The sequence below is a fragment of the Halorubrum rubrum genome, assembly GCF_024494685.1.
Taxonomy (GTDB): domain Archaea; phylum Halobacteriota; class Halobacteria; order Halobacteriales; family Haloferacaceae; genus Halorubrum; species Halorubrum rubrum.
The window spans coordinates 36,158-48,872 of sequence record NZ_JANHDM010000015.1 but is presented as its reverse complement, the minus strand read 5'-3'; the positions used below and the strand labels follow the sequence as shown (position 1 = coordinate 48,872).

Below are 12,715 nucleotides of genomic sequence, written 5' to 3'. Positions count from 1 at the left end.
ACCATTTCCGGGTGGGAGGCTCGACCGACCGCGGGGACGGGAGCGACCCGGCGGCCGAGATCGGTCGCGGCGTCGGGCACAACACGTATGACGACGGACGACGACCGCCCACCATGCGCGCGGCCGTCCTTCGCGAGTACGGCGAGGAGTTGGCGATCCGAGACCTGCCCGAACCGGAGCCGGGGCCGGACGACGCGGTCGTCCGCGTCGACGCCTGCGGGGTCTGTCGGAGCGACTGGCACGCCTGGAAGGGCCACGGCGAGTGGGCCGACGACCGGGTCCCGCGCGGCCAGGTGCTCGGCCACGAGCCCGCCGGCGAGGTCGTCGCCGTCGGCGACGCGGTCGATCGGTTCGCCTCCGGTGACCGCGTCGTGGTGCCCTTCTCGCTCGGCGACGGGACGTGCCCGAACTGCCGGCGCGGCCACGGCAACGTCTGTGCGGACGGGGACGCCCTCGGCTTCGAGCCCGACGCGCCCGGCGCGTTCGCCGAGCGGGTGGCGGTCCCTCGCGCAGACTACAACCTCGTCGAACGTCCGTCGTGGCTGCCCGCCCGCGACGCCGCGGCGCTCGGCTGCCGGTACATGACCGCCTACCACGCGCTTCTCGAGCGCGCCGGGATCTCCGGCGGCGACCGGGTGGCCGTCCACGGCTGCGGCGGCGTCGGGCTCTCGGCGGTCCAGATCGCGGCCGCGGTCGGCGGGCGCGTCGTCGCGGTCGACGTCGACGACGACGCGCTCTCGCGGGCCGCGGACCTCGGTGCGGCGGAGACGGTGCTGGCGGGCGAGGGAGAGGCGGCCGATCCGGACTCGGCCGCGTCCGTTCCCGAGCGGGTCCGCTCGCTCACCGACGGCGGCGTCGACGTCTCGGTCGACGCGCTGGGGATCGCGGAGACCTGTCGCAACTCCGTCCATTCGGTCCGACCCCGCGGGACCCACGTCCAGGTCGGACTGACCACGGAGGCCGAGCGCGGCGAGGTGTCGCTGCCGACGGACTGGATGACCCGCTGGGAGGTGTCGTTTCTCGGCGCACGGGGGATGCCGCCGACCAACTACGACGACCTCTTCGCGCTCGTCGAGGCGACCGACATCGACCCCGGCGCGCTCGTGACGCGGGAGTTGGCGTTACCGGAGGTTTCGGACCGGCTCGCCGCGATGGACCAGTACGACGTGCGGGGCGTCGAGGTCGTCACCGAGTTCTAATTCATCGGAGCGAGGGTGAACGACGGGCAGTCACGGGTGCTGAGTTCGCCCGTTCACCCGTCCTACGTGCTCTCTCCTAGTCAGGCCCGCTTTGAGGGGAAGAATTTTAAGCCAGGACTCAGATTCTCAACACCGATTCACCATGGAGATGAACGGTCCGTTAGAGATCCTCCTGAGTCTCGCCTCGTTCGGTGTCGTCGGCGGTGCGCTCCTCTACGTTTCCCCGTACACCGTTCAACAGGCGATGGATCAGGTGGTCTCGCCGTTGATCGACCGCGCACTACACCATCCGCTTTTCGCGCTGGCGATCGGGCTTAGTGTCGTGTTTCTGTTCCTGTTCGGCGGTGAGGGTGGTGCTGGGGGCGAGATCTGATCGTCCGGGACGGTCGATTCGCGTCACATGGTAGCAGATGGTTCGGCCTGTCCACCTCGAAGTCAACTACCCCACGTTGAACGATCCGTCCCGTACACATCCGCGAGCGGAGTCGTTCGAGAGGCCGGAGGTCGTTCGCGATGTCGTCAGAGCACAGAGCGTTCCGATGCCGTGACCAGAGTCCGCGGAACTCCGGCTGTTAGCCGGAAGTCGGGGACCTCCGGCGATGACGAAACGGCGTCGCCGTTTCGAACCACGAGCCGTCCACCGACGGAGCCGTCGAGGACGGCGGAGCCGGCGTTTCTCCTCCGAGGATTTCGAGGAGTGGTTCCCGAAGCGAACGCAGCGAACGGAGGGAACCCGACGAGAAAACGATTGGAGCCTATCCGCCGAGGAACTCCCGGCGGACCTCCTCGTCGCCGAGGAGGGCGTCGCCCTCGTCCTCGTAGCGGTTCTCGCCGTTGGCGAGCACGTAGCCGCGGTCACAGCGTCTGAGCGCCTCCTTGGCGTTCTGTTCGACCATCAGGACCGTGGTACCGGCGTCGTTGATCTCGTCGACCCGGTCGAACATGTCGTCGACGAGGTCGGGCGCGAGGCCGGCGCTCGGCTCGTCCAAGAGCAGCACGTCGGGATCGAGCATCAGCGCGCACCCCATCGCGAGCATCTGCTGTTGGCCGCCCGACAGCGAGCCAGCGTTCTCGTCCGTCCGGTCGGCGAGCGCCGGGAACCGGTCGTACACGTCCCGCTTCCGGTCTTCCGGCACCTCGTCGAGCACGTACGCGCCGATTCTGAGGTTCTCCTCGACGGTCAGCGTCGGGAAGACGTTCTCCGACTGGGGGACGTAGCCGATCCGCTCGCGGACGACCTCCTCGGGGGCCATCCCGGCGATGTCGGTCCCGCGGTACTCGATGGCCCCGCCCTGACACGTCGCGATCCCGACGATCGCCTTCATCACCGTCGACTTCCCCGCGCCGTTGGGGCCGACGATCGTGACGTACTCCCCGTCGTCGACGCGGATGTCGACCCCGGAGAGCACCCGGAGGTCGCCGTAGCCCGCGTCGAGGTCGATCACCTCGAGCAGGCTCATTCGGCGTCACCCCCGAGGTACGCCTCGATGACGCGCTCGTCCTCGAGCACCGCCTCCGGCTCGCCCTCGACGAGCAGCCGTCCCTGCCGGAGGACGATCAGTCGATCGACGAGCTCGGTCAGCGTCTCGAGCTCGTGTTCGATGATCACGACCGTCATTCCGTCCGCGTTGAGGTCGCGGATGTGGTCCGCGATCTCGCCGGTCAGCGTCGGATTGACCCCGGCGAACGGCTCGTCGAGCATGAGCACCTCGGGGTCGAGCATCAGCGTTCGCGCGAGCTCGAGCAGCTTCCGCTGGCCGCCCGAGAGGTTGCTGCTGTACTCGTCGGCGAGGTGGTCCAGCTCGAACGTCTCGATCAACTCCTCGGCCCGCTCTCTGACCGTTTCCTCGTGTTCCCGCATCGATCCGCTCCGGACGAGGGCGGGGAGCGTCCGTTCGCCCGGCTGGTCGGGCGCGGCGAGCCGGACGTTGTCGCGGACGGTCATCGTCTCCAGCTCGCGGGTGTTCTGGAAGGTCCGTACCAGTCCGCGGTGTGCCAGCGACTCGGGCGGGTCGCCCGTCACGTCGGTCCCGTCGAGAGTGACGGTCCCGTCGTCCGGGGGGATGACGCCGCTGACGCAGTTGAAGAACGTCGATTTGCCCGCGCCGTTCGGTCCCATCACGCCGACGAGTTCCCCCTCGTCGATCGAGACGGAGAGGTCGTCTATCGCGCGCAGGCCGCCGAAGTCCTTGACGAGCCCCTCCGCGGAGAGGAGGCTCATTGGTCCACCCCCAGCTCCTGCGGGTCGCCCCAGATCCCCGCGGGGCGGAACCGGATCACCGCGATCAGTATCAGGCCGACGACGACGAGCCGGAAGGCGGCGAACACGTCGCCGGAGACCGGCGTCACGCTCAGCCCGAACCGGGAGACGAGCCGCAGTCCCATGATGATCGCCAGCCCGGCGAGCACCGCCCGGTGGTTCGCCGCGCCGCCGAGCAGCATCCCGATCCAGATCGTGACCGTCACCTGGATGGTGAAGAAGCCGGGCGCGACCGCGCCGTTGTACAGCGCGAACAGCCCGCCGGCGAGTCCGGCCAGCGCCGCGCCGTAGACGAACGCCTGCGTCTTGTAGACGATCGTGGACTTGCCGACCGAGCGGGTCACGAGCTCGTCGGCCCGGATCGCCCGGAGCACGCGCCCGTACGGCGCGTCGGTGAGCCGGGTGACGGCCGCGAGCGTGATCAGGGTGATCCCCCCGATCACGAGGATCGTCGCGATCAGCCGCGTGTCGGCGTCGCCGACGAGCGCGGCGATCGGCCGCGGCACGCCGAGGATCCCGACGTTGCCGCCGAAGACTCCCTCGAAGTTGACGAAGATCGAGTGGAAGATCTCGGCGGTCGCGAGCGTGACGATCGCGAGGAAGTCGTCGCGGAGCCGGATCGAGGTGGCGCTCACGACGAGACCGAGGAGCGCGGCCGCGATCACGCCGACCAGGAGCGCGAGCGGCCACGGATACCCCAACGCGATCCCCGAGAAGCTGTCCTGTGCGGCCAGCATCGCGGTCGCGTACGCGCCGACCGCGAAGAAGACCACGTGCCCGAAGTTGACCAGGCCGGTGTGACCGTACTGGAGGTCGAGCCCCAGCACGAGCATGCCGTAGATCACGAAGGTGATCCCGACCTCGACGAAGACGTACAGCGCGCTGGGCAGGCTCGCCTGAAGCGGCGTCAACGCGAACAGCCCGCCGACGAACAGGCAGGCCACCCCGGCGATCAGGGCCCGATCGCCGCGTCCGGACGGGAGGCGGTCGAGAGCGCTCACGCCTCGCGCACCTCCGTTCCGGCGATCCCGCTCGGTTTGACCAGCAGCACGGCGATCAGGATCGCGAACGCGACCGCCGAGGAGAGGCCGGTCATCGACGACGGCAGGAACGCCGTCGAGATCGCGAGCGCGAGTCCGATGACGTACGCGCCGATGATCGCCCCGTACGGGCTGCCGGCCCCGCCGAGGATCGCGGCCGAGAGTATCTGGAGGATGTGGCTGAACCCCGTGGTGGAGCTGACGTTCGTCTGGATCGCCATGAGCACGCCGGCGAGTCCGGCGAGGACGCCCGCCAGCACCCAGACGCTGTCGCGGATCAGCTGGGTGTCGATGCCGCGGACGCGCGCCAGACTCTCGTCGTCGCCCATCGCCCGCATCGCGATCCCCACGTCGGTTCGAGTCAAGAGCGCGTGGATGGCGAGAAAGACCGCGACGGCGGAGCCGAACACGATCAGGTGCTCGGAGGTGACGAAGAAGCCGCCGAGCAGGTCGACGGAGCCGATCGACACGTCGGGAACCGCGTCGACCCGGAACGTCGTCGTCTCGGTCTCGATGTAGCGGGCGCTCCGGCCGCCGAAGAGGCGGATCGCGTTACGGATGGCGATCCCGAGCCCGATCGAGGTCAACAGCAATGGCACCGGCCCCGTGTGGTTGATCGGGGTGAAAAACCCTCGAGCGAGCACGATGCTGATGACGCCGCCGCCGACCATCGCGACGACGATCGCGACCGGCAGCGGGACGGGGATCGCGCTCGCGGCGAAGAAGCCGACGAACGCCCCGAGCGTGAGGTACTCCCCGTACGCGAAGTTGATCATGTTCACGATCCCGTAGATGAGCGTGAACCCGATCGCGGCGATCGCGATGTACGACCCCGTGACGATCCCGAAGATGGCTTCCTGAAGCAAGCCCATCGGGATCAGTATTCGCCCTCGGCGACGTACTCCCGGATGTCCTCGGCCGGGACCTCGCTCGTCGCCTCGAACCCGTTTTCGCTGGCGGTGCTGATCGTGACGCTCCCGAAGACGTTGCCGTGCTGGGTGAAGTTCGTGGGCGTCGCCGCGCCCTGGTAGGAGATCTCCTCGCCGTTGGCGAGCGCCTCCTTCCCCTCGGCGAAGGTGCTGACCTCCGTCCCGCCCTCACGGCTGACCGGACCGAGGTTGCGCTCTATCGCCTCCGGGGTCGCCTCGCCCGCCCGCTCTATCGCCAGCGCGATCACCTGCATGGCGTCCCACGCGGGCGGCGTCCAGGCGTTGATCTCCGCGTCGCCCTCCTCCGAGTAGATCTCCTCGAAGGTGTCGTAGCTCGGCCCCGACTGGCCGGGCGACCCGGCCCACGCGCCGTGGATGTCGCTGCCGACCTGGTCGACGAGGTCCTGCTGTGCCAGCGGGTCGGAGAGGATCGGCTGGCGGCCGTACCCCGCGTCGGACCAGTCGGAGAGCGCCGTGATCGCCGACTCCAGCGGGAGGCTCACGAGGAACGCGTCGAAGTCGGCGTCGAAGAGTCGACTCAGCGCCGACTGGTAGCTCGACGATCCGATCTCGACTTCCACCCGTTCCGCGACCGTCCCGCCGTTGTCCTCGTAGACGGAGAGGAACCCCTCGACGTAGCTGCGCTCGCCCTCGGTGGTCCCGTTGAGCACGCCGAGCCTGTCGAGGTCGTTCTCGAGCGCGTAGACGGCGCTCCCGCTCGTGTGGACGGTGTCGCCGACGACGGTCCGCCACATCCACTCGTCGTCCGAGAGGTCCTCCGGCGTCCCCTTGTCCCCGCCGCGGGTGTCGAGGAACGTCGATCCCGGCCACGGGGTGACCATCGGGACCTCGAAGTCCTGGAGGAAGTCCCAGAGCGGGTTGATCTCGCTCGAGAAGAGGCCGACGATCGCCGGCACCCCGTCGTTCTCGATCAGCTGTGTCGTCACGGTCCGCGCCTCCTGCGGATCGACGGCGGTGTCCCGCCGGATCACTTCAAGCTCCGCGTCGAGCGGTCCGCCGGCCTCGTTGATGTGGGCGACCGCGGCGTCGGTCGCCTGTGAGACCCCCGGCTGGAGGAAGTCCCACTGCCCGCTCAGCGACGCGGGTTGACCGAGCGAGATGGTCTCGGGGGCGTCGCTCCCGTCTTCCGAGCCGTCGTCGCTCGACCCGTCGTCGCCGCCGCTTCCGTTCCCGCTCCCGTCGCCCGAACCGTCGCCGCTCCCGTCGTCCCCGCCGCTCTCCTCGCCGCCGCCGAAGCTCACGCAACCGGAGAGCCCGACGATCCCTCCGCTCCCGGCGAGGGTCAAAAACGTCCGGCGATTCGCGAGTCCATTGGTATCGGATGACATTCCGATACTGGGTCTCACACACGGGATATTAAAAACGGAGCCGACCATGGTCGAACCGGTGAGAGAAATCACCAATTAGTTCGGGCGTATTACATATCCTCGTTCCGTGACACCAGCACTCCGCCCACTTTTATGGACGTTCGTCGGTTTCGTGAGTGGATCGCTACGCGTTCCGGCATCCTTCGGGCGCGCCCGGCGTTCGACGCCGTCGTCCGTCGCGACGGGCCGCTACGTGTCGCCCGTCGCTACAGCGGGACCTCGGTCCCGTCGCCCGCGTCCCTCGCTTCCCGGTAGACCGTCTCGCCCGCCGCGGCGTCCAGCGTCGCGGACCCGACGCTGACGACGGCCAACACCCCGTCGGGCGACTCCCGGACGTACCCGTCCGCGAGGGGGACGCCGAGCTCGACCAAGTCGTCCGCGTCGAGGTCGGTCGCGAGGAGGTCGCCGGTCCCCGCGACCTCCTCGGGCACGTCGGCGAACACGCGCTCGGCGCGTTCGAGGACGCGGGGATCGAGCTCCTGCATCCCCTCGGTGAACGCGCCGACGGCGACGACGAGGGCCCCCGCACCGAGCGCGTCGGGCGGGAAGACGGGCTCGGTCGCGGTCGTCGCCGTCACGACCACGTCCGCCCCCTCGACGGCCTCTCTCGGGGAGTCGACCGCGCGCGCTGGGATTCCCTCCTCGCTCAGGTCGGCGGCACACGCCACCCGCGAGTCCGACGGCGAGCGGATCCGCACGTCCGAGAGCGCCGCGACGGTCGCGATGGCACGGGTCTGCCAGCGCGCCTGCGCGCCCGCGCCGAGGACGCCGAGGACGAGCCCCCCGTCGTCCGGCTCCGGAGCCAGCTCCCGCACCGAGACCGCCCCGATACAGCCCGTCCGGGCGTTCGTGATCGTCGTCCCCGCCATGAACGCCTTCGGGAGGCCCGTCCGGGCGTCCGTGAGCGCGATCTGGGCGTTGATCGTCGGGAGCCCCCGCTCCGCGTTTCCCTCGTGGACGCCGACCAGCTTCGTCGCGTAGTGGTCCGCCCCGTGGACGTATGCCGGCATCGCGATCCCGGTTCCCGCGGGCTCGTCGCCGTCGAGCCCCGCGCCGACCGGGAAGTGCGGTCTGTGGGGACGCTCGACCTCGCCGGCGGCCTGCTTGATCAGCGCACCGTCCACCACGTCGACGAGTTCTGCCAGATCGAGGCTCCGTTCGACCTCCTCGGCGGAGAGCACGAGCACCATGTCCGGGGCGTCGCCCCCCGGCGACTTAGCCTGATCGTCGGCGGTGAGGCTCGTCGGCGGGAAGGCTCGTCGGGGAGAATCGCTGGCGGGGAGAATCGCTGGCGGGGATCGTTCGTCCGCGCAGCCGATCGGCGCGATCGATCCGGCCTCGGCGTCGTACGTTTATATCCTGGGGAGTCCATCGGGGGACATGGACGCACTCGTCGTCGGCGGCGGAGTCGTCGGACTCTCCGCCGCGTACGCGCTTGCCGACCGTGGCGTGGACGTGACGCTCGTCGAGAAGGGATCGCTCGGGAACGCGAGCACCGCCCGCTCCGCCGGCGGGATCCGGTCGCAGTTCTCCACGCGCGTGAACGTCGAACTGTCGCTCGCGAGCAAGGCGGTCTGGAACGCCTTCGAGGAACGGTTCGGCGTGGACATCGGCCTCCGGAAGAACGGCTACCTGTTCCTCGCCCGGTCGGAGGAGACCGCGGAGCGGTTCCGCGAGAACGTCGAGATGCAGCGCGAGCTCGGCGCGGGGAGCGAGCTTCTCACCCCCGAGGAGGCGACCGAACACTGTCCGGGGCTCGACCCCGACCCGTTCGTCGCGGCGACGTACAACCCGGACGACGGGATCGCCGACCCGAACCTCGCCGTCCAGGGCTACGCCGAGGCCGCCCGCGAGCGCGGCGTCGAGATCCTGACGAAGACGGCGGTGACCGACCTCCACCGCCAGGGCGACCGCGTCGTCGGCGCGGACGTTCGGGCGGTCGGCGCGGGAGGGGAGGGGACGGAACGCCGCGAGGTCGACTGTGTCGTCAACGCCGCCGGAGCGTGGGCCGCGACGCTCGGCGAGATGGCCGGCGTCGACCTCCCGATCGCGCCGCGGAGGCGGCAGATCGCCGTCGTCGACCCCACGCCGCCGGTCCCCGAGTCGGTCCCGCTGACGATCGACCTGGAGACGGGGTCGTACTTCCGTCCCGAACGGGACGGGGTTGCGCTCGTCGGCGGCCACTTCGAGACGGACGCCGACCCCGACCAGGACCCCGACGCCTACGACGAGGGGATGGACGTGGAGTGGGCGGCGCGCGCGGTCGAGCACGCCGCCGAGTACGCCGAGTACTTCGGGCTCGACACCCGGATACAGCGCGGCTGGGCCGGACTGTACGCGGTCACTCCCGACCACCACCCGGTCGTCGAGGAGACGATACCCGGCCTCGTGACCGTCGCGGGATTCTCGGGACACGGCTTCCAGCACGCGCCCGCCTCCGGGCGCATCGCCGCCGACCTCGTCGTCGACGGCGAGACGGACCTCCTCGACGTCTCGCCGCTCGCGGGCGACCGGTTCGAGCGCGGCGACACGCTCACGGAGCGGAGCGTCGCCTGAGGGGTCCGAGGGTGGCTGAAGCGTCGCCCTCGCCGCCTCATCGCTCCCGGACGGCGTCGGGCGGGAGCAACATGCCGCCCGCCCGGAGCAGCGCGAGCGCGGGGTCGCCGCCGGCGTCGGCGTCGAGGCTCCCGAGCGCGCGCCGACCGGGAACGGCCACCACGCCGGGCGCGAGGAACGACGCCTGTCGAGGAGGTTCTTCCCCCGGAAGCATCGCTCCGGCCTCGAACGCCGCGCCCTCCGGGAGGACGCGGTCGCCGCGGAGGTACGTCCCCGTCGAGGCGAGCAGTGTCGCCTCGGCGGGGGCTTCGAGATCGAACGATTCGCCGCGCCGAAGCGCCGTCCCGTTCCGCAGGACGGCGTCGAGTTCGGATTCGAGGTCCGGGCGTCGCGCGTACAGGTCTCGGAGGGCGTCGCCGGGGATCAGGGTTCCCGGTCGGAGGACGCCGGCCAGGAACGAGCCGACGTCGCCGTCGCGTTCCTCCTCGGTTCGGGGGGCACTCCCGCCGACGGGTCGGGAGCCGTCCTCGGCGTCCGCGAGCGCCTCGTAGAGGCCGGGTGAGGCCGCGGCGGTCCGATCCGGCGAGCACAACACGACCGTCTCGCTGGTCGGCTCCGACTCGAGGAGGCCCTCGCCGGGGACCGACGCCAACGCGTGCCGCCAGGGCTGCGGGTGGTCTGTTCCGCCGGCGCGCGTCAGGAACGCGCGCCCCGGAACGACGACGACCGCGTCGGCGGCGGGGACCCGCCTCGTCGTCACGTATCCGTCGTCGGGTGCCGACGATGCCGACGACGGTCGGTCGGCCCCCTCCTCGGCGGCGATCCGCCTCGCGGAGGCGCGGACCTGTCGCGCCCGCTGGCGACCGACCCCGTCGAGCAGGTCCGCGAGGCCGTCGATCGGGGCGTTCGCGACCTCCCCGACCGACTCCAGGCCGTGCTCGCGGAGTCGCGCCGCGCGGACGTCGCCGATCCCGTAGATCTCCTCGAGCGGGATCACGCTCGACACCTCCGGCGTGGGGAAGCGGCGGGGACGACGGCCCGGCGGATCACTCCGCGGACACCTCCGTGATCCCGTCGTGTGCCAGTTCGAACGTCTCCGTCGCGACCCCCGAGCCGACGGCGGAGAGCGTCGGGCCGTCCCACCGAACCGGGCGTGCGCGCTCGCACCGCCAGACGCGCGCGGGGTCGCCGCGCTCGTCCAACAGGACCACGCGGGCGGGTCGCGGCGTGCCGCGCCCGTCGGTCCACTCGCGGAACCACTCCCACAGCTCCGTCCGGTCGGTCACGCCGCGCCGGAGCATGAGCCGGGACGATGCGGGCGTGGACGCGGATCCGCGGCCGTCCGGATCCGTCGTTCCGGCGCTCCCCCACGACGCGTCGCGCACGAGGAGCCGTCGCCAGAGCGGCCCGTCCGCCTCGGGTTCGTCGTCGGCGCGCGCCGACAGCCCGCGCACCTCGCTGAATCCCGCCGTCCCGACCGCGTCGATCTCGACTACGAACCGGTGGCTCGGATACGGGTCGGTTCGATCATCGGCCGACATCGTTCCCCCCTCCCGCTCGCTTCCGTTCCCGCGACGATCGCGGGGCAGTTCGGCGATCGAACATGTTACGCGGTCCGTTCCATTCCCTCGTGGACGATCCCGAGCCGTTCGATCGCGACCTCGGACCGGTCGGCGTCGAGGTCGGGCGCGACGTAGCGGCTCGGCCACGCGTCCCGGAGCTCCCACCGCGGTCCGGAACTGTCCTCCTCGTCGAGGAGGACGACCGCGATCGGCCGGCGGGCCTCGTCGAGTTTCCCCTGTTCGACCAGCTTTCGCCACTCGTAGAGCGCGAGGGAGCCGTCGGTCACGCCGCTCTCCAACACGAGCGGGTCGTGCCGGCCGAGTCCGCCGAGCCTGCGCGGCGTGGGGGGATCGTTCCCCTCGCGGTACTCGATCACGTCCGTCCGGGCGGTCGGGAGCGAACAGCGGCTGAAGCCCGCCTTCTCGACGCCGTCGATCTCGAGGAGGAACCGGATCCGCCGATACGGTCCGTGTCTATCGGGCATCGACACGCCTCCGTGGGTCTCGCTCGCGTTCCGTCGTCGGTGCGGCGCGCGTCGGTGCGGACCGTCTCGCGGCCGCGGATGGATCTCGGATCATGGTGTTCGTTGTCTATTGACAATCATCTTAGACCAACGACCGGCATCCCAAATAATCCTATCGGGCGAACGAGAGGAAACCGGAACACGGGCTCGACGCGTCCGGTCTCACTCCGGGGCGACCGCCCGCCGGAGCTTCTCGGTCGAGAGGTTCCGACCGGTGACCGGGACGACGACCGTCTCGCCCGCGACGTCGTCCATCGACCGCACCGCGGCGACGGCCGCCGCGGAGGCCCCCTCGATGAGGATGCGTTCGTTCGCGAGCACGTCCCGGACGCCGTCCCAGATCGCCTCCTCGGGAACGGTGACGAGGTCGTCCAGCCGGTCGCGAAGGATCTCGACCGTGAGCGCGAACGGGGCCCGCGAGGAGATCCCCTCCGCCTCCGTCGTCGCCGACTCCGCCGGGTCGAGATGGCCCTCGTGGTACGCCCGGTAGGTCGCGTCCGCGGCCGCGGACTGGACGCCGACGACCTCCGCGCCGCCGATCGCGCCGGTCGTGAGACAGTAGCCCGCCGCGCCGCTCCCGCCGCCGATCGGACACACGACGCGGTCGACGGCGGGCAGCGTCTCCAGCACCTCCAGCCCGGCCGTGGCGACACCGGCGACGAGGTCGGGCTCGTTCGCCGAGTGGACGTAGCGGAGTCCGTCCTCGGCCGCCCGGCGCTCGGCCCACTCGCGCGCCTCGTCGTAGTCGGCACCGGTCGCGACGACCTCCGCGCCGAACCGCTCCATCGCGGCCACCTTCTCCGGGTTCGGGTCGGCGGGGACGGCGATCGTCACCGGGACGCCGAACTCGCGGCCGGCGTAGGCGACGGACTGGCCGTGGTTCCCCGTCGACGCCGCGACGAGCCCCGTCTCGCGGAACTCCTCGGGGAGCCGATGTCCGAGCGTGACGCCGCCGCGGACCTTGAACGCGCCCGTCGGCAGCGTGTCCTCACGCTTGAAGTAGACCGCCGCGCCGGTCTCCGCGGAGAGCGCCTCGCTGCGGACCAGGGGCGTCCGCGGGAGGTACCGGCGGACGATCTCGCGGGCATCGTACACGTCGCCCGGCTCGGGCGGCGTGAGGTCGTGATACGGGAATATCGTCGTCGCGTCCGGCGAGTCGACGGGCTCGTACTGGCTCACGCCCGCCACCTCCCATATCTCCGGCCGAACGCGTCCCGATTCGGTGCCGCTTCGACGTGTCTCGTGTCGTCACGTCCC

At 70.7% G+C, this 12,715-nt stretch carries 13 protein-coding genes; 3 read left to right on the top strand and 10 right to left on the bottom strand.

Going from position 1 to position 12,715, the window contains the following annotated elements; translation table 11 throughout:
* Positions 1–113: 113 nt before the first annotated feature.
* Positions 114–1,199 (top strand): alcohol dehydrogenase catalytic domain-containing protein, encoded by a 1,086-nt coding sequence (locus NO889_RS14870; protein WP_256413014.1) that lies wholly within the window; start codon positions 114–116, stop codon positions 1,197–1,199.
* A gap of 148 nt (positions 1,200–1,347) precedes the next feature.
* Positions 1,348–1,572, top strand: a complete 225-nt coding sequence (locus NO889_RS14865; RefSeq protein WP_256413013.1) for a hypothetical protein — start codon at positions 1,348–1,350, stop codon at positions 1,570–1,572.
* A 382-nt stretch (positions 1,573–1,954) separates the two neighbouring features.
* Here the strand turns inward: NO889_RS14865 and NO889_RS14860 are convergent, their stop codons facing one another.
* The 6 genes from NO889_RS14860 to NO889_RS14835 all read right to left on the bottom strand — a co-directional run bounded on the left by NO889_RS14860 (position 1,955) and on the right by NO889_RS14835 (position 8,006).
* Positions 1,955–2,659, bottom strand: coding sequence for an ABC transporter ATP-binding protein (locus NO889_RS14860; RefSeq protein ID WP_256413012.1), 705 nt, complete (start codon positions 2,657–2,659; stop codon positions 1,955–1,957).
* Entirely contained in the window at positions 2,656–3,420 is a 765-nt protein-coding gene (locus tag NO889_RS14855; RefSeq protein WP_256413011.1) for an ABC transporter ATP-binding protein, read from the bottom strand. The genes NO889_RS14860 and NO889_RS14855 overlap by 4 nt, the downstream gene beginning before the upstream one ends.
* A complete protein-coding gene (locus tag NO889_RS14850; protein WP_256413010.1) occupies positions 3,417–4,460 on the bottom strand; it encodes a branched-chain amino acid ABC transporter permease in 1,044 nt (347 codons plus the stop codon). The genes NO889_RS14855 and NO889_RS14850 overlap by 4 nt, the downstream gene beginning before the upstream one ends.
* A complete protein-coding gene (locus NO889_RS14845) occupies positions 4,457–5,371 on the bottom strand; it encodes a branched-chain amino acid ABC transporter permease (protein WP_256413009.1) in 915 nt (304 codons plus the stop codon). The genes NO889_RS14850 and NO889_RS14845 overlap by 4 nt, the downstream gene beginning before the upstream one ends.
* A gap of 5 nt (positions 5,372–5,376) precedes the next feature.
* Positions 5,377–6,777 carry an ABC transporter substrate-binding protein gene (locus NO889_RS14840; protein WP_256413008.1) on the bottom strand — a complete coding sequence of 467 codons (1,401 nt, stop codon included), beginning with the start codon at positions 6,775–6,777 and terminating at the stop codon, positions 5,377–5,379.
* A 245-nt stretch (positions 6,778–7,022) separates the two neighbouring features.
* Entirely contained in the window at positions 7,023–8,006 is a 984-nt protein-coding gene (locus NO889_RS14835; protein ID WP_256413007.1) for an ornithine cyclodeaminase family protein, read from the bottom strand.
* 190 nt (positions 8,007–8,196) lie between these two features.
* Between NO889_RS14835 and NO889_RS14830 the strand changes: the two genes are divergently transcribed.
* Complete coding sequence (locus tag NO889_RS14830; protein ID WP_256413006.1) at positions 8,197–9,372, top strand: NAD(P)/FAD-dependent oxidoreductase; 1,176 nt, start codon at positions 8,197–8,199, stop codon at positions 9,370–9,372.
* 37 nt (positions 9,373–9,409) lie between these two features.
* Here NO889_RS14830 and NO889_RS14825 read toward each other — a convergent pair whose 3' ends face one another.
* The 4 genes from NO889_RS14825 to NO889_RS14810 all read right to left on the bottom strand — a co-directional run bounded on the left by NO889_RS14825 (position 9,410) and on the right by NO889_RS14810 (position 12,637).
* Positions 9,410–10,369: a helix-hairpin-helix domain-containing protein gene (locus tag NO889_RS14825; RefSeq protein WP_256413005.1), complete on the bottom strand. Its 960-nt coding sequence runs from the start codon at positions 10,367–10,369 to the stop codon at positions 9,410–9,412.
* 49 nt (positions 10,370–10,418) lie between these two features.
* Complete coding sequence (locus NO889_RS14820; protein ID WP_256413004.1) at positions 10,419–10,913, bottom strand: phage tail protein; 495 nt, start codon at positions 10,911–10,913, stop codon at positions 10,419–10,421.
* Positions 10,914–10,978: 65 nt separating this feature from the next.
* Positions 10,979–11,419, bottom strand: a complete 441-nt coding sequence (locus tag NO889_RS14815; protein ID WP_256413003.1) for a phage tail protein — start codon at positions 11,417–11,419, stop codon at positions 10,979–10,981.
* 201 nt (positions 11,420–11,620) lie between these two features.
* Positions 11,621–12,637, bottom strand: a complete 1,017-nt coding sequence (locus NO889_RS14810; protein WP_256413002.1) for a threonine ammonia-lyase — start codon at positions 12,635–12,637, stop codon at positions 11,621–11,623.
* Positions 12,638–12,715 lie beyond the last annotated feature (78 nt).